The following is a 17787-nucleotide window of genomic DNA, read 5'->3' as shown; positions in this document are numbered from 1 at the left end:
TGATAACCCTGTAATTAAACAGCAGTGGCAGGATCTGCTCAAGAGTGCGGGTATTGAGCCACAAATTGTCAATATGCCGTTGTTGCGATAAATCCCCCTGTGGCGATATTGAGGGCAGCTGGCTGAGGGCAACCCTCACATCCAGTTGCACTAGGATAGAAGGTAGGCTGCATTGTATGGAGTGTGCGCCATGCTAAAAAGACATCCATTGCCATTCCCCCTTTGGTTAACCGGTATTGTGCTCCTTGGAGCGATCGCCCCTCTGCCGGCCTTGGCACAACGGGTTGCGGGTGACATTGTGATTATTGGCAACTCCCCTTCTGAGTGGGGGCGTAACCAGCGCTACTGGAACCACTTGCTCAACCTTTCTGGAGCAGCCGCCGCTTCTGCACCCACCACACCAGGGGCTTCCCAAGAAGTTGATCCCAAAGCTCTAGAACAAGAGCTCCTGCGCAACATCCGCGTCAGTCAACCCCAGTTGGAGCCGGTTATTAGGTTACCGGGGTCTTCAGTGGTGAAAGGCACAGTTACAAACAACAACCGCCAACCCGTGACCATTCAATCTATTAACTATGAAATTGTGGCTGCCAATGGAGAAATTCTCCAAACTGGTGCCGCCACCCCTGAACCCGCCACAGTGGCTCCGGGTCAAACGGTGACATTTCAGCAAATGCTGCCTACCGTGCCGGCAGATAGTGGCGCACGGGTACGGTTAAGCCAGCCCCCAGTACTGCTCCAGGGAGGTGTCTAGTCCCTTTCGGCTCGGTATCACCGGGGGGATTGCCTGCGGTAAATCTGTGGTGGCTGGTTATTTGCAGCAGCAGTATGGGGTGCCCATTGTCGATGCCGATATATTAGCGCGGCAAGGGGTTGCCGTCGGCACACCCATTTATCAAGCCATTGTTGATCGCTATGGTGAGGGGATTTGCCGTAATGACGGTACCCTCGATCGCTCCCGTTTAGGGGAAATTATCTTTGCTCAGCCGCAGGAGCGTCAATGGCTAGAGGCCCAAATCCACCCTTGGGTAATTGCCGAGATGGAGCAAGCGATTGATACCTGTGAGCAACCCCTGCTGGCCTTGGTCATTCCCCTACTGTTTGAAGTACATCTTGAAGGGTTAGTGGATCACATTTGGGTAGTAGCGGCTACCCCTGAGCAACAGTTAGCCCGTCTGCAGCAGCGCGATCGCCTCGCTGGGCATGCAGCTGCCCAACGCCTAGCCAGTCAACTGCCCCTAGAGGAAAAAATTCGGCGGGCAGATACAGTGCTCTGGAATACAGGTTCTCGGGAGGAACTTTACCGTCAGGTGGATCAGGCCTTTTCCCTACTGGCCAGAAATGGCAAGGGAAGTTAGCCCCATGGTCACCTGTTGTAGGAAACTTTCTGGATTAATGGGCAAGGGAATGTAGCGCTCAACCCCTTGGTAATTGTCCTTTGACCCCAAAATGAAAATCTTGAGTTGCTCAGGGGTGCAGCGTTGCCGCAACTGATCCACTAACTCCTGCACATTGCCATAGCTAAAGGGTTCTGCCAAAAGAACCGCAATCGGGGTCAGTGCCAGCAAGCGTTCCACTTCAGCATCCACCAGCCAAATCACTTGATAGCCTGCGGTAGTCAAAATCGAGCAGATGAGTGTGGCCGTGGCTTCGTCCTCACTCACAAGAACAATTCGCCCTTCAGGTTCCACCAGCACATCCGTTGTTGCCAGAGGCGGGACATCCAGCTTGAGTTTAGGGGGGTCTGGTGGAGGGTCTGAAGGAATTGCCGGCAGCCCCACCGTGAAGGTACTGCCTTTGCCTTCGGTGGACTCCACATCAATCCAGCCATGGTGCAGATCCACCCACTGCTTGGTGAGGGCTAACCCCAAACCTGCGCCGGTATAGGCGCGGCCAAAGGAGCTATCCAATTGTTGAAATTTTTGAAACAGCAAGGGTTGTAGGTGTGCAGGGATGCCAATGCCATTGTCCTGCACTTGAAAAATGAGTTCATCCTCTTTCCACCATGCCCGTAGAATCACTTCCCCCCTGGCAGGCGTGAACTTGATAGCATTGCTGAGCAGGTTAATGAGAATTTGCTGGATGCGGCGATAGTCTCCCCAAAAGCGATCGCGACTAGGCGGGATCATCAGTTGATGGCGCAGGTTCACCTGATGGCGGTGGGCTTGGGGTTTGGCGACTTCAATGCAGTCCGTACACAGTTGCCGAATTGAAAAGGCGCTGCGATGGAGGTGCGATCGCCCCAATTCTGCCTCCGAGAGATCGAGAATGCTGTTGATTAACTCCAGCAGGTGGGTACCACTCTCATGGATAATTTCCAGATATTCCCGCTGTTTTGCTGTCAATGGGCCAAGAGGCCAGCGCAGTAGGGTGGCGGAAACCCCAATGACACAGGTGAGGGGCGTGCGCAGTTCATGACTCATGGTTGCCAAAAAGTCGTTTTTAATCCGGTGGGCGGCTTCCATAGCACTTAGGGCTTCCCGCAGCGCCTGGGTGCGTTCATTCACCCGCTGTTCGAGGGTGGCCTTTTGCTGTTGTAGTTCGCTGTAGATTTGCGCTTGGTAAATGGCAATGCTTAGGTGTTGACTGAGGTGCGTGAGAAATTCAACCTCCTGGGGTTGCCACTGGCGGGGGCGATCGCACTGGTGAGCAATGAGCACTCCCCAGAGCCTATCTTGAACCATAATGGGCACAATTAGCCATGACTTGATCTGCCAGTGAGCGGCAAAGGACTGGAGGCAGGGCACCTCCGCATAGAACTGTTGAATGTCACTCACCACAATCGCCTCACCCTGACTCAGGCGCTGATAGCTACTGCTAGGTAAAGCTGACCACTGCCAACATTCATCCCATATTCCCAAAACCGAGGGAATTTCGCTATTGCGGCAGGATTCATAGGTGATTTGGCCGTGCAGTTCCCCTTCGGTCTGACCGAATTGCCCCACCAGCAACCGATCCACATCCAAAAACTCGCGAATGCGATCCACGGCTGTTTTCAAGAGTTCAGGCAGCTCCAGGCTCTGGCGAATTTGGGTTGTCACCTGATGCAGCAGCCGTTCTTGGGCTTGGCGTTCATTGAGGGCAGCTGTCACTAGGGGTTGGCAACTTTGGCACTGGGCGGCCATTTCTTCACTGAGAACCGCCATGAGCGCGATCACCAGATCAGCGGGCAACATCTGTTCCTTGGCATTTAAGGGGGTCAGTTGCTGCAAGACAGCGCGGATCAGGGGGCGGCGGTTCACAGGAACTTGGCTACGGATTTTGCGCAAAAAGCGGGCGATCGCCCTAGGGTCAGTGAGAATTTCTACCCGATAGGTACTCATCTGCGGCACGGGTTCTGCCTGCAATAGCAGTGCAAAGGTCTCTGCCACCACGACGAGAAAAGGGGCATCGGCAGACGGGATAACCTCTTCACGGGTGAGGACAGTTGCCCTGCGATGGCTTGCTTCTGCGAGCAGGACTGTGGCAATTCGTTCATAGAAAAATGCTGGTAAAATTCGATCAAAGACGGGCTGGTGCATAGTTTTTTAAGTTCAATCCTTGATCGGTTCATCGCAGGAAGGGGCATCGCCAGGGGCGGTGTGATTACTATCGGCTTTTCCTATTCATTTCTGTTGTAGCGGTTCGGAAGGAACAGGGGAAAAGCCCACCGGTTTTTTTAATGATTGTTGTCAACCTATGCATCGAATTCTTACGTTCAATGATCTGACTATTGCTACAGATAACAGCAATGTTGCATTTCTACAGCAAAGTAGTGCTCCCATTGTTATTTTAACGGGAGCGGATACGGATATTGCTCTGCTGGCCCAAGCCTACCATCAACTGCCAAAGGATTTTCCGTCGCTGCGCCTTGCTAACTTACTGCATTTACAAGCGGCAGCAGCCATTGATGACTATGGCGATCGCGTTCTGGGGAAGGCCGATGTTGTGGTGATTCGCCTCTTGGGGGGACGCAGCTATTGGAGCTATGGTCTCGAGGTGGCACAGCAAATGGTCAGCGATCGGGGGGGACAGTTGATTTTGCTGCCGGGGGACGATCGCCCCGATCTAGAACTGATGAGCCTCTCCAGTTGGCCACTGGCGCAAGTTGATCGCCTCTGGCACTACTTTTGTGAAGGAGGATTGGAGAATATTCGCCGGGCCCTTGAGTTTATTGGCCACTACGGCTGCGGTTGGGGGGCTCCTCCCCGCCCTCCCCAAAGGATTCCCCGCTGGGGCGTTTATCCTATTCAGGGGAAAATAGCAAGGGATTGGCCACAGGTGGGCATTCTCTTTTACCGTGCCCATTACTTGGCGGGCAACACCGCTGTGATTGAGACCCTTGCTCAGGCCTTGATGCAGCGGCAATTGGCGCCTGTTGCCGTGTTTGTCTCCTCGCTCCAAGACCCAGAAATTCAACGGGGACTGCTGGCAGCATGGCAGGGCAAGGTAGAACTGATTCTCAATACAACGGGGTTCGCGATCGCCAAAGCCAACGAGGTCAATCTGTGGCAGCAATTGGACGTTCCCGTTTTACAGGTCATTCTCAGCAGTAGCACGTTTGAAACATGGCAGCAAAACCCCCAAGGGCTCACCCCCCGGGACTTAGCAATGCATGTGGTTTTGCCGGAGGTGGATGGCCGCATCATTACCCGTGCCGTGTCCTTTAAGGCAATAGCACAAATTCAACCAGAGGTGGAAACCACCGTGACCACCTATGTCCCAGTGGGCGATCGCCTAGACTGGGTCAGTGAACTGGCCGCCAACTGGCTGAAGCTCCGCCGCAAAGCCCCAGCTGAACGCCGCATTGCCCTCATCTTAGCCAACTACCCCTGCCGCGATGGTCGCCTTGCCAACGGCGTCGGCCTTGATACCCCCAACAGTACCGTGGCACTGCTCAGGGCACTGCAACAGGCGGGCTATGATCTTGGCCCTAACCCCTTACCCAAGGATGGCGATGCCCTAATCCAACACCTCAGCCGCTATCGCACCAACGACCCCGAAGGCAATCACTGGCGGCTGCCCCGCTATACCCTCTCCCTTGACACCTACCAGCACTATTTTCGGAACCTACCAAGGGCAGTACAGGCGGCCATTAACCAACGCTGGCCGGCACCCACCACCGATCTCCCCATTGCGGGTGACTGTTGGGGGAACATTTTTGTCGGCGTCCAACCCAGTCGGGGCTACGATCGCGACCCCAGTTTGAATTACCATGCCCCCGATTTGGAACCTACCCCAGAGTATCTCGCCTTTTACTTTTGGTTGCGCCATGTCTTTGGGGCGGATGCAATTGTCCATGTGGGCAAGCACGGCAATCTCGAATGGCTGCCGGGCAAAGGGATAGCCCTCAGTGATACCTGCTTCCCTGAAATTGCCCTTGGCCCTGTGCCCCATTTTTACCCCTTTATTGTCAACGACCCCGGTGAAGGCGCCCAGGCCAAACGCCGCGCCCAAGCGGTGATTTTGGATCATCTGACACCGCCCCTCACCCGTGCCGAGTTGTATGGTGGCCTAGAGACCCTCAGCCACTACATTGAGGAATACTACGCTGCTGAGCAGTTTGATCGCCCCCGCTTAAGCGTCCTACGGCAGCAAATTGAAACCCTGGTCCAAGAACTAGATCTAGATCAGGAGATTCCACCCCCCCGACCGCAAGAAACATGGCTAGAATGGCTGGCTCGCACCGATGGCTACCTCTGTGATTTACGGGATGCCCAGATTCGCGATGGCCTACATATTCTTGGCCAATGTCCCCAAGGGCGGCAGTTGCGAGATCTAATGGTGGCGATCGCCCGCACTCCCAGTGACCAGCACAGGGGTCTCACTCGGGCTCTGGCACAGGATCAAGGGGTGGATTTAGACCCCCTCACCGCTGATCCAACCGCTCCCAGTCCTGTCCCCGGCTACCGCTCCGTGGGCGAGTGGCAAAATGCCCTAGAGGCAGAGGCGGCAAAATGGGTAGAAAGTTTGCTTCTGGGTACCCCTGATTTCCCCTGTGGCCGCGCAACTCAGCAGGTACTGGATTGGATTCGCACGGTCCTCTACCCTGCCCTGCAACAGACCCGCCAAGAAATTGACCACTTCCTCCACGGCCTCAATGGTGGCTATGTTCCCAGTGGAGCCGCTGGTGCCCCCACTCGCGGTCGTCCCGATGTCTTACCCACGGGACGGAATTTCTATGCAGTGGATCTGCGGGCAGTGCCGACAGAGGCTGCTTGGGCATTGGCGGAACGAGCGGCGGCGGCACTGATCGAACGCTATTGTCAAGAGCAGGGCGACTTTCCCCGTACCCTTGGCCTCTCGGTGTGGGGCACAGCAACAATGCGCACCGGCGGCGATGATATTGCCCAAGCCCTCGCCCTTTTAGGAGTCCGACCGGTCTGGGAAGGCGCCTCACGGCGGGTGGTCGATTTGGAGGTGATTCCCTTGTCGCTGTTGGGTCGGCCACGGGTGGATGTCATGCTGCGCATCTCCGGTTTTTTCCGGGATGCTTTTCCCAACCTCATTGCCCTCTTTGATGAGGCGGTGCAGCGGGTGAGCCAACTGCCAGAACCCCCCGATCAAAATCCCCTGGCCGCTCAAGTGGCCAAAGAAACAGAGTATTGGCAACAGCAGGGTCTCCCCTTGGATCAAGCTCGGGAACGGGCATGCTTTCGCATCTTTGGTTCCAAACCTGGTGCCTATGGTGCCGGACTCCAAGGACTCATCGAAGCCCAAAACTGGCAGGGGGATGAGGATCTTGCCCGCGCCTACATCCACTGGAGTAGCTATGCCTACACTGGGGAAGCCCACAGCCACAATGCAGCGGAAGCCCTAGAGCAGCGGCTCAGTCAACTGCAAGTGGTGCTGCAAAACCAAGACAACCGCGAGCACGATCTCTTAGATTCCGATGATTATTACCAGTTTCAGGGGGGCTTGACCGTTGCGGTGCGATCGCGATCAGGGCAGCAGCCCACGGTTTACTTTGGCGATCACTCACGGCCAGAGCAGCCGAAAATTCGCACTCTGCAAGAGGAACTGCTGCGGGTCTATCGCTCCCGCGTCATTAATCCCAAATGGCTAGCAGGCATCAAGCGTCATGGCTACAAAGGCGCCTTCGAAATGGCGGCCACGGTAGATTATCTCTTTGGCTATGCCGCTACGGCTCGCTGTGTACCCGATTATGTGTTTACAGGCATCGCCCAGACCTATTTGCTCGATAGCGCAATGCAAGCCTTTGTGGCACGCCATAATCCTTGGGCACTGCGGGACATGGCTGAGCGACTCCTGGAAGCTGCCCAACGCCAACTGTGGCAGGCACCTGATCCGCAGATGTTAGACCGCCTGCGATCGCTCGCCCTTGAGGCCGAAGGTTTAATTGAGGGCAACAGTGCCCCCTAGTACAGCAAAATCAGGCGCAGCACCCGCGCGACTGCCGCCACCAAGCAGACAATCACCAACTGCCCCGGCAAGGCAAAAAGCGAATACTGCTCTAGTAGCTCCACCAAGGGGTAACTCAACTGCCCTGCAAGAGCCAGAGCACTGAGGTAGAGGGCACCGCAGACATGAATGAGCACCAGTCCCCCTAGGCTGCTCAAGGCAAGCCATTCTAAACTAACCCGTTTTTGGGGGCGAAAGGCCAGCCAACCACAGACCCAGGCCCCCGGCACAAAACCCAAGAGGTACCCGAATGTCGGTTCATGCCAATAGCCTAGGCCGCCCCCTTGGGAAAAAACCTGAAACCCGCTCAGCCCCAGAATCAAATAGGCCACCTGTGAGAGAGCTGCGGCTTGCCGTCCCCCCATACAGCCGACAAAGAGAACAGCGGCCACCTGGTAGGAGACTGGTAACGGCTGCACTGGAACCGCTGCCCATGAGGTGGGTAAAACAAACTGCCCCGCCGCGTTAAAGAAGTTGGGGAGGGCGATCGCTGCTTCCATGAACGTTCCGGCAACGGTTAGGAGGAGGCCTAAAATCGCCCACAAAAATTCATCAAGGGGTGACAAGTCGTTTCTCAAGAGCGCTGCAACACGTTCGGTGTAACTGACGGACTCGTATAGTGAAATGTGAGATCTGTATCCCCCATCATGATAATGTCCCCATGGTGTAATACCCGCTCATCCGATAGAGGAGTACCGTTAACCACTGTACCATTGCGACTATTGTTGTCACGGATTAGATACACTACGGCATTGCCACGAGGCCGCAGTTCAATGGTTGCCTGATGCCGGGAAATATAGGGATCATGAATAATAATGTCACAGTCGCTGCCGCGGCCAATTTTCCAGCACGCTTTTCCTGTGAGGTGATACTTGCCCACCACCACGCCTTGGGAGCGCACAAGCAGCCATGCTTGTTTGTCAACATCTGGAAAGCGCATCATGAGGGTTGACCACGAATACTTTTATCATAGGTACTCCATCCGTACTTTTGGAGATGGCTGAGATTTTGAAAATCTATGGGAATCCGAGATTGGGTGCTTTTGATCTGCAGATGTCAACTTCAGTATTTTTACGGATAACAAAAGGTTAGGAACTGTGTTTAGATAGAACCAGGGAAAAACTATTTTAAGTAAAAAAGTTTTTGGAGTAAGGCTCTCACGTATCAATTTAGATACATACATCAGTGAGACAAAATAGCGAGGTAATTTTATTTGCTTTAACTAACTTGTTATAAGGTTCCTATGAACAAGCCGGCCCCAACTTCTTTGACGGAGATTAAAAATCAGGTTGTACCGGCTCAGCAACTCAAGCTACGGCGATCGCTCCTTGCTAATCTGTTAGTTTTCGCAGCCGGGTGTGGCATCCTTGCCTTTGCAGGCTGGTTTCTCTACCGCCATTTAACAACGGTGCGTAGTCGCGATGCAGTTATTAATGGCGTGATTGTGAACGTGCGTGCTCCAGAAGAAGGAACACTGGAGAAACTCCAGGCGCAGGTAGGGGACTTTATCGAACCCACCGCTGCCCCCTTAGCCCTCATAGAAAATGACTATGTCAGTCAAGGCAACGCTCGAGAAGTTGAAAAATGGTTAGAGCGGCGGCGGGGAGAATTAGAAGCTGCTCAGGCAAAGTTGGCTCAATTGCAAAAACTCCTTGCCTCTGCCCAAAGGGATGAACGCAATCAGCACAGACTAGAGGTAGAGCAAACCAATCGCCAAGTGGCTGCTGCTCAAGCAGAACTCGCAGCAGCTCAGGCCAAGCTTGCGGATGCCAAGGCACGCTATCAACTGGCACAAATTAACTACCAGCGCTTTAGCCAGTTAGCACAGCAGGGAGCAGTACCCCAAGCCCAAGCCGATGCGGCTCTAACGGAGTTGCAGCAAAGCCAAGCCCAAGTGGCTGCTCGTCAACGGGATGTGGAAGCTGCGGCTCGCACCGTTGAGGCGCTGGAGGCCGATGCCCGTGCTGCTGCATTGGGGCTGACACTGCGCAACACTCGCAGTAACTATGACCCCCGCCTACGGCTGCAAGAGTTACAAATTCAGATTAGCGAACAGCAGGCGATCGTCCAAGGGATTCAACGGGAAATCGCTGCCCAACAACGACAGGTTGCCCAAGCCCAGCGGGAGGTTGCTCAGCGCAAAGTGGTGAAGGTGACTGCTCCCATTGCCGGTTATGTCTGGCATGTGGATGCCCGTCCGGGGATGTTTCTCGGTAAAGGGGATCAAATTTTGCAGTTGTTGGATTGTGGGCGTCGTTGGATCGATGTCTTTGTGGATGAACAATCACTGCGGCTCATCCATCCGGGCACTCGGGCAAAGATTGAACTCTATGGGGCCAAAGGGAAAGTTCTTCAGGGCACAGTCACCAATATTCGCTCTGGCTTGGGGCGCCTCAACCCCGGTGATGATCAGGTCATTCCAATTCCCGAAAACTATCCGCGTCAAAGTCAAGTGCGTGTTGAGCTAGATTCTGACCACGATTGGGGTGACGGTAACTTTTGCTATGTGGGCTACACTGCACGGGTGACCTTTCAAATTAGCCCCTAGGCTTTTGTATTTAATCCTCTGGGATAGGCAACCTTCATAACAACCTTCATAGTTGCCTTTTATCTAGGCAATAAGGGATATTGATGCAACTTTATTCTTGACCCTGTGAAGTGCAGCACCATTCATAGATAAGATTAAATCTAATCAGTCTTATCCATAGCCATAAGCGGGGTTTATGTTGCAATCATTGGCGGACACAGTATGGCTCATTCCCTTCTACTCCCTGACAGGAATGGTGCTGTCCTTGATTTGGTCACCGGGGATTACGCGGAAAACGGGGCCACGGCCAGCGGGCTATTTGAATATCTTGCTCACCTTTTTCTCCTTTGTGCATGCCCTGTTGGCAACGGTGGCGATCGCCAACCAACCACCGCAGTATTTGCACTGGACGTGGCTGGATGTGGCGGGTCTGCACTTTGACATTCCCGTTGAAATTTCGATCTTGACAACTACCGCCCTGATGCTGATCACGGGCTTAAATTTGCTGGCCCAGGTTTTTGCGGTGGGCTACATGGAGATGGATTGGGGCTGGGCCCGCTTTTTTGCACTGCTTGCTCTTTTTGAAGGGGGCATGGGGGCGCTGGTCCTCCTTGACTCTCTCTTTTTCAGCTATGTGGTCTTGGAAATTCTGACCCTTGCCACTTACTTGCTGATTGGACTGTGGTTTAACCAGCCCTTGGTGGTGACGGGTGCCCGCGATGCCTTTTTAACGAAACGGGTAGGGGACTTAGTGCTACTGATGGGAGTGTTGGCGATTTACCCCCTTGCCGGTTCTTGGAATTACGACGATTTAGCGGCTTGGGCGGCAACGGCTCAAGTGAACCCCACCCTTATTACTCTGATTTGTTTAGCGCTAATTGCAGGTCCGATGGGGAAATGTGCCCAGTTTCCCCTGCACCTGTGGCTGGATGAGGCAATGGAAGGGCCAATTCCCGCCTCGATTTTGCGGAATGCAGTGGTTGTGTCTACGGGGGCATGGGTGCTGGTGAAGCTGACACCAGTCCTCAGCCTTTCCCCATTCGCTCTAACGGCCTTGTTGGTGATTGGGAGCGTCACCGCCTTAGGAGGAACCTTGATCGCCATTGCCCAAGTGGACATTAAACGCGCCCTCTCCTATTTGGTGAGTGCCTACATGGGGTGGGTGTTTATTGCTGTTGGCCTCAAGGAGCCGGGCTTAGCTTTTGTCTTTATCCTCACCTATAGCCTGGCCATGGCACTGCTAATGATGAGCATCGGCGGCATCATCTGGAATAGTATTACCCAAGATCTGCGCCTGCTGGGTGGGCTGTGGTCCCGGCGCCCCATTTCAGGGATCTCCTTCCTCGTCGGCTCCGCAGGGCTGCTGGCGGTTCCACCCTTGGCCAGCTTTTTCCCCCAGGCAGAATTGCTGGATACAGCTTTTGCCCAGCTGCCTTGGGTCGGGGTGGTGCTTCTGTTGATGAATACCTTTGCTGCTTTTAGTCTTGGGCGCACATTTTGCCTAGTTTGGGGCGGTGAGGTCCAACCGATGACGGCGCGATCGCCCGAGGTCTTTTGGCCGATGATTTTGCCGATGACCGTTGATCTGGGGTTCGTGCTGCATTTGCCCATTCTCATGGGGCGCTTTGATTGGGTGATTTGGACCCAGCCTTCCTTGACCACCGCTGCTGCACTGACTGTAACTGCTCTTTTGGGCTGGGGTGCAGCCGCATGGGTCTATCTCGGCAAAGCAGTTCCCAAACCCGTGCAGTTCCCCCTACCGTCGGTGCAGGATCTGCTGGCTTACGACTTCTATACGCCAAAGCTCTACAGGGCAACGGTGGTGGGAGTGGTGGATATTATTTCCCGCATTACCGCTTGGTTTGATCGCACGTTTGTGGACGGGACCGGCAATGCCTTTGGCGTGGTCACCCTTTTGGGGGGCGATCGCCTGAAATATAGTACAACGGGGCAATCCCAGGCCTATATCCTCACCATTTTGATGGGCGTTGCCATTCTAGTCATTGCCATTTGTTGGCCCCTGCTGGCCTAGTGCTCCATTCTTTGAGGTTTCTGCCCTATGCTGACACTGTTAATTGTTTTGCCAGTGATCGGTTCCCTCCTGATGCCGCTGCTGCCAGAGCGAGTCCTACGTTCGGTTACTTTAGTTATCGCTGGTGTCACCTTTGCCCTGTCCCTCTGGATGCTGACACAGTTCGATGTCCAGCAGAGCGCACTGCAATTTACGGAATTCCTGCCGTGGCTGTTGCCCTTGGGATTGAACTATTCCCTTGGTGTGGATGGTCTCTCGCTGCCCCTCATTGTTTTGGGAACCTTCTTGACCCTTGGGGTTGTATTGACGGGTGAAAAAAGTGGACAGCGGCTTTTTTATGCCCTTGTTCTTTTGGCCAATGCCGGCATTACAGGTGCCTTGGCTGCCCAGAATCTGCTGCTGTTTGTTCTCTTTTATGAACTTGAGTTGGTGCCCTTTTACCTGTTGATTTTGATCTGGGGTGGGCAGCGTCGTGAGCAAGCGGCGGTCAAGTTTCTCATCTATACGGCAGTGTCGGGCATTCTTGTCCTCGCTGCCTTTTTGGCAATGGGCTGGCTGACCCACGCTCCTAGTTTTGACTGTGCCGATATTCAAATCGCTGGCTTGGCACCCACCACTCAAGGGATTCTGCTGTTGCTGTTGATCTTGGGCTTTGGGATCAAAATGCCGTTGGTGCCCCTCCACAGTTGGTTGCCTGATGCCTATGTAGAAGCTTCAACTCCGACAGCAATTCTCCTTGGGGGGGTATTCGCAAAACTAGGTGCCTATGGCTTGGTGCGTTTTGCCCTAGGCGATTTTCCAGAGGTTTGGGGGCAGTTTTCTGGTCCCTTGGCGATCGTGGCGGCGGTGGGGATTGCCTATGGTGCCCTTGCGGCCATTGCCCAAAAGGATATTAAACGGATGGTGGCCTACAGTTCCATTGGCCACATGAGTTACGTCCTCCTAGGGGCAGCGGCTCATACCCACCTCAGCATGGTGGGGGCGATCGCCCAAATGGTGAGTCACGGCCTCGTCTTGGCACTCCTGTTCTATCTGGTGGGCGTGATTGAAACGAAAGTCGGCACCCGGGAACTGAATGTGCTCAATGGCTTGCTCAATCCGCTGCGGGGGTTGCCGACCACCAGTGCCCTCTTAATTTTGGGTGGCATGGCGAGCGCGGGTATTCCAGGACTTGTGGGGTTTGTGGCGGAATTTTTGATCTTTCAGGGCAGCTATGGAGTTTTCCCCGTGCCAACCCTGATTGCTGTGGTGGGCACTGGCCTCACAGCTGTTTATTTCGTGATTATGATCAACCGCACCTGCTTTGGTCGCCTTGACAATGCCACTGCCTACTACCCGCGCGTGGTGTGGTCAGAGAAAATGCCAGCCCTCGTCCTGACCCTGTTGATTCTGTTTTTGGGGGTTCAGCCCACCTGGCTGGTGCGTTGGAGTGAAACCACCAGTGCTCAGATCGTTGCTGCCGTCCCCAGTGCCAATGAAATTGTTGCCACCTTAGCCAAGCGTTAGGAGAATTTCCCATGGTTCAAGCAATGGAGCGCCCCAGTTCTGCCAAGCTGCCACCCCTAGATCATCCCCTCGCCGATATTATTTACCGCCTTGAGGCAGGAGGTGCCCTGATTCCCGATACCCCCGTGAACCTGATGAAAATTATCGGGATGTACAAGGCCTACTCAATTCCAATGGACTTCTACTGGCGGGACTTGCTCTATCTCGGTGAGCGGGTCTTTATTAATCCCTTTCCCTTCTTTAAGTATTTTCCGACCAAGGAATACTTTGAGTTGCCGAATCACTACGCCGGTGATACTGCCGATCTGCGGATTTGGCGCGGCCCTGCCCATGCCCACCCGGAACTCATGGAATTTATTGAAAAAGGGGAGACCGGCAAAATGCCCCGTCTGCTCCACCACCTCTGGCATGACCGCATCAACATGGAATTTTCCGAAGATTTAGCGCGGGCAATGATGTGGCACCGCATGGGCGGTCAGTTGGATATTTACCTTGACTCCGAGGAGTATAAAGCGGCAGCGGATAAGGCGATTCGTGCCTACTTCAAGCGCAACCCATTGATGCTTGGGCTGTACAAACTCTTTCCCGACCTCTTTTTAGAGCAGGCTCGCCAAGCCACGTACATGAATGTGCTGGGGCTATTTTGGGAAGTGATGGCACCCGTCTTCTTTGAGATTAGCGATCGCTACGATGAGGGCAGTATTACCAGTGTCAAGGATGCCATGAACTTCTTGGTCAATGGAATTTTTGCCGCTGCCGGTCGCCCTATTTACCACCATGTCTATATTGACGATGAGGTTCATGTCCTCGTGCCCAAAGAAAAAGGGTTTATGTGGCTCTACGAGGCGGCCTTCCCCTATGTGGAAGCGGTCTTTTACCGCACTTCTCCTTTCCGCGGCACAAAGTCCTACAATGCCCAAGCCAATCAGGTGCCCACTGATCAGGTGGACTTCCACTATGGTATTCTCTTTGCCGATAAATTCCCTGTGGGGACGGCGGGGATTCCACCAACGCTGCTCCACCAAGATATGTATCACTTCTTACCCCAGTACCTAAGGGATTACTTCCACCAGCACTGTCGCGGTGAGGATGATATTTTGGTGCAATTGGGCATTGCCTTCCAGCACGCTATGTACACCGTGACCTCCGCCGTTTTGCAAGCCACCCGTGCTGCCTTCTACTACCCCTTGGATGATCCCAATCCAGAGCATTTAATGGCGAATCGGCGCTTCTTTGTTGCCCAGATGGATCGCTTTTTGCGGCCCCAGTACGGCATTGCTGAAGCCTGCAAAATCCGCAATGTTCAAGATCCCAATTACTTGTAGTTATTTGTATTTGTAGAAAGTTGTAGGGCAGGAGAAGGGAGAGGGGGTGTATCTCTTCTCCCTTTTTGCTAGGCTGGAAGCAAAGTAAATTTTTGTAACGAGGTGTTACTGCTGTGGCTAAAGTCGAAATCTATACGTGGTCCCGTTGTCCTTTTTGTATTCGGGCAAAGCAATTGCTGACGCGCAAAGGAGTGAAGTTTACGGAGTACGTCATTGATGGAGATGAAGCTGCCCGTAGTGCGATGGCAAAACGAGCCCATGGCCGGCGATCGGTACCGCAGATTTTTATTGACAATGAACACATTGGTGGCTGTGACGATCTCTATGCCCTGGAGGCTCAAGGAAAATTGGATGCCCTGTTGCAAGAGGTCGCTTAGTGGATATTGCCTTTATTATTGACCCGATCGCCAGCCTTGACCCCGGCCACGATACCAGTGTGGCCTTGATGGAGGCTGCACAAGCGGCAGGGGCACGGGTGTGGGTAACGGAAATTTCCCAACTGCTGATCCAAGAAGGTCAGGTATGGGCGGCGCTGACCCCGATCCGGTTGTCGCCAGTGCAACTGGTGGATGGCCAGTGGCAGATTCCCCAACCTTGGTTTCAGCCGGGCGCAGTCGCATGGCGCCCCCTCAATACCTTCCGAGCAGTGTGGATGCGCAAGGATCCGCCCGTCAACGCCGCCTATCTCTATGCCACCTACTGTCTTGATTTAGTCGATCCCCAAACCACCCTTGTCCTCAACTCGCCAGCGGGGCTACGCCATGCCAATGAAAAGATGTATGCTCTGCAATTTACCAGTGTGATTCCCAAGACCATTGTGACTGCAGACAAGCAGCGCCTCCGTGAATTTGTGCAGCAGCAGGGCATGGCGGTGCTCAAACCCTTGGGGGGCAAAGGGGGCGAAGGCATTCTCTTTTTGCAGGCGGGCGATCGCAACCTCAACTCCATGATTGAAATCAGTACCCAACGGGGACAACTGCCTGTGATGCTGCAGGAATACCTACCCGCGGCTAAGGATGGGGACAAACGGATTATTCTCCTCAACGGCCAGCCGATCGGTGCCGTTAATCGGATTCCCACAGGGGATGAATTTCGGGGCAATATGGCCGCGGGTGGGCGCGTGGCAGCCGCAGAGATTACGGAGCGCGATCGCCAGATTTGTCAAACCCTCGCTCCTGCCCTTCAACGCGATGGCCTCTATTTTGTTGGCATTGATGTTATCGGCGGCTACTTAACAGAAGTGAATGTGACTAGCCCCACTGGTGTTCGCGAAATTGATCGCCTCAATGGGACTTGCCTCGCTCAACAGGTGATGACTTGGCTATTCAGTTAATGTTCCATTCATTCAATTCTCTGGATCAGATGGAAATGTTTTTGCAGCAATTGTGCTAACTGCATAGGAGGCTTAGGGAATTCAGGTATAGGTTGAATAGGGTAAATTTTTGCCAATAGAGTTCCTAGATGCGGACCGTTTAACAAGTTGGAGCTTTGGCTGCGGGACAAATCCAGATTGTCAACTCTAATGATTTAAGGATTAACTGTGGCTACTCCCCTAAGCAGTAAATGCCTAGATTGTGTGAGCTATTATGGTCTATTATCTGAATTCTACCCCCGTGAAATCAGTGAAATTGAGGTCAGTTGCAATAGTTTCCAACAGTTCGCGAGTTTTAGCTATAGGGATTAAGGCCCTTTTTACAGGAGCCAGCCTCTTAAGCAAAACTGCTGTACTGAGTCTGCTACTTTTCCCTATAATGGGTAATCTACGTTGTTTAGCATATCTATGAGTCGCGGCACGCTCTTCGATAAGGTTTGGGAACAGCACACAGTAGCTACACTGCCTTCAGGGCAAACTCAACTGTTTATTGGCCTGCACCTGATCCACGAAGTGACGAGTCCCCAAGCCTTTGCCATGCTGCGGGAGCGAGGGTTGCCAGTGCTCTATCCCCAGCGAACGATAGCGACTGTGGATCACATTGTGCCTACAGATACGCTGGCGCGTCCTCTCCAAGACGCCCTTGCCGAAGAGATGCTGCAAGCCCTTGAGGCGAATTGCCGTGCCCACAATATTCCCTTTTTTGGGATTGGCTCCGGTCGTCAGGGCATTGTCCATGTCATTGCCCCGGAGCAGGGGTTAACGCAACCCGGGATGACAATTGCCTGCGGCGATAGCCACACCTCTACCCACGGTGCTTTTGGGGCGATCGCCTTCGGTATTGGCACCAGTCAAGTGCGGGATGTTTTGGCCACCCAGACCCTTGCTCTCAATAGGCTGAAGGTTCGCAAAGTGGAAGTCAATGGCTCCCTTGGGGCTGGCGTCTATGCCAAAGATGTCATCCTGCACGTTATTCGCCACCTGGGTGTCAAAGGTGGTGTTGGCTATGCCTATGAATTTGCCGGTACCACCTTTGGCCAACTTTCAATGGAGGAACGCATGACCGTCTGCAATATGGCCATTGAGGGAGGTGCCCGCTGCGGCTATGTCAACCCCGATGAAACCACCTTTGCCTACCTCAGGGGACGCCCTTTTGCCCCCCAAGGAAAAGCCTGGGACGAAGCGGTGGCATGGTGGCGATCGCTAGCCAGTGATGCGGATGCTGAATACGATGATGTTGTTACATTTGCGGCTGCTGATATTGCACCGACGGTGACCTGGGGCATTACCCCCGGCCAGAGCGTTGCGGTGGATGGAACCTTGCCCACCCTAGAGAGCTTGCCCGAAGCAGAACGGGCGATCGCTGCAGAAGCCTATGCCTACATGGATCTACAACCAGGTCAGCCCATTCAAGGAACCAAGATTGATGTCTGCTTTATCGGCAGTTGTACCAATGGGCGCATCAGTGACCTGCGGCAGGCGGCCAAAGTTGTCGAAGGGCGCAAAGTCAAACCCGGTGTCAAAGCCTTCGTTGTCCCCGGTTCAGAACGAGTGAAAGCCCAAGCCGAAGCTGAAGGCCTAGATGTCATTTTCAAAGCCGCAGGGTTTGAATGGCGCAACCCTGGCT

General features: G+C 53.9%; 13 protein-coding genes. 10 read left to right on the top strand and 3 right to left on the bottom strand.

The genetic code is table 11. From position 1 onward, the window contains the following. Positions 1-190: 190 nt before the first annotated feature. Both H8Q75_RS00835 and coaE read left to right on the top strand, forming a co-directional pair. Positions 191-751, top strand: a complete 561-nt coding sequence (locus tag H8Q75_RS00835) for an FxLYD domain-containing protein (protein WP_024125825.1) — start codon at positions 191-193, stop codon at positions 749-751. Beyond that, positions 744-1355, top strand: a complete 612-nt coding sequence (gene coaE, locus H8Q75_RS00830) for a dephospho-CoA kinase (RefSeq protein WP_297039627.1) — start codon at positions 744-746, stop codon at positions 1353-1355. The genes H8Q75_RS00835 and coaE overlap by 8 nt, the downstream gene beginning before the upstream one ends. Here coaE and H8Q75_RS00825 read toward each other — a convergent pair. Then, complete coding sequence (locus H8Q75_RS00825) at positions 1326-3518, bottom strand: ATP-binding protein (protein ID WP_024125827.1); 2193 nt, start codon at positions 3516-3518, stop codon at positions 1326-1328. The two genes, coaE and H8Q75_RS00825, sit on opposite strands and share 30 nt — an antisense overlap. A 157-nt stretch (positions 3519-3675) precedes the next feature. Here H8Q75_RS00825 and cobN point away from each other — a divergent pair, with 157 nt between their 5' ends. Continuing rightward, entirely contained in the window at positions 3676-7359 is a 3684-nt protein-coding gene (gene cobN / locus H8Q75_RS00820; protein WP_024125828.1) for a cobaltochelatase subunit CobN, read from the top strand. On the opposite strand, the gene H8Q75_RS00815 is transcribed toward cobN, so the two are convergent. Together H8Q75_RS00815 and H8Q75_RS00810 are read right to left on the bottom strand one after the other, a co-directional pair. Continuing rightward, positions 7356-7898: a biotin transporter BioY gene (locus H8Q75_RS00815; protein WP_081711829.1), complete on the bottom strand. Its 543-nt coding sequence runs from the start codon at positions 7896-7898 to the stop codon at positions 7356-7358. The two genes, cobN and H8Q75_RS00815, sit on opposite strands and share 4 nt — an antisense overlap. 74 nt (positions 7899-7972) lie before the next feature. Further along, positions 7973-8341 (bottom strand): FHA domain-containing protein, encoded by a 369-nt coding sequence (locus tag H8Q75_RS00810; RefSeq protein WP_297039619.1) that lies wholly within the window; start codon positions 8339-8341, stop codon positions 7973-7975. A 300-nt stretch (positions 8342-8641) separates the two neighbouring features. Between H8Q75_RS00810 and H8Q75_RS00805 the strand changes: the two genes are divergently transcribed. The 7 genes from H8Q75_RS00805 to leuC form a co-directional block, all read left to right on the top strand. Then, complete coding sequence (locus H8Q75_RS00805) at positions 8642-9946, top strand: HlyD family efflux transporter periplasmic adaptor subunit (RefSeq protein ID WP_024125831.1); 1305 nt, start codon at positions 8642-8644, stop codon at positions 9944-9946. Between the two features lie 175 nt (positions 9947-10121). Further along, positions 10122-11957: an NAD(P)H-quinone oxidoreductase subunit F gene (locus H8Q75_RS00800; protein ID WP_024125832.1), complete on the top strand. Its 1836-nt coding sequence runs from the start codon at positions 10122-10124 to the stop codon at positions 11955-11957. A 27-nt stretch (positions 11958-11984) separates the two neighbouring features. Next, positions 11985-13463, top strand: coding sequence for an NADH-quinone oxidoreductase subunit M (locus H8Q75_RS00795; protein ID WP_024125833.1), 1479 nt, complete (start codon positions 11985-11987; stop codon positions 13461-13463). A gap of 11 nt (positions 13464-13474) precedes the next feature. Continuing rightward, on the top strand, positions 13475-14788 hold the full coding sequence (locus tag H8Q75_RS00790) for a CO2 hydration protein (protein ID WP_024125834.1): 1314 nt from the start codon (positions 13475-13477) through the stop codon (positions 14786-14788). 113 nt (positions 14789-14901) lie between these two features. Continuing rightward, positions 14902-15165 carry a glutaredoxin 3 gene (gene grxC, locus H8Q75_RS00785; protein ID WP_024125835.1) on the top strand — a complete coding sequence of 88 codons (264 nt, stop codon included), beginning with the start codon at positions 14902-14904 and terminating at the stop codon, positions 15163-15165. After that, positions 15165-16121, top strand: a complete 957-nt coding sequence (gshB, locus tag H8Q75_RS00780) for a glutathione synthase (RefSeq protein WP_024125836.1) — start codon at positions 15165-15167, stop codon at positions 16119-16121. The genes grxC and gshB overlap by 1 nt, the downstream gene beginning before the upstream one ends. 447 nt (positions 16122-16568) lie before the next feature. Beyond that, positions 16569-17787 (top strand): 3-isopropylmalate dehydratase large subunit (gene leuC, locus H8Q75_RS00775; RefSeq protein WP_297039607.1); only part of this gene is annotated, 1219 nt, incomplete at its 3' end.

The sequence above is a fragment of the Thermosynechococcus sp. OHK43 genome (genome assembly GCF_014466085.1).
Lineage (GTDB): Bacteria > Cyanobacteriota > Cyanobacteriia > Thermosynechococcales > Thermosynechococcaceae > Thermosynechococcus.
Note: the sequence above shows the minus strand (reverse complement) of the source record. Positions and strands in the feature narration are given on the sequence as shown.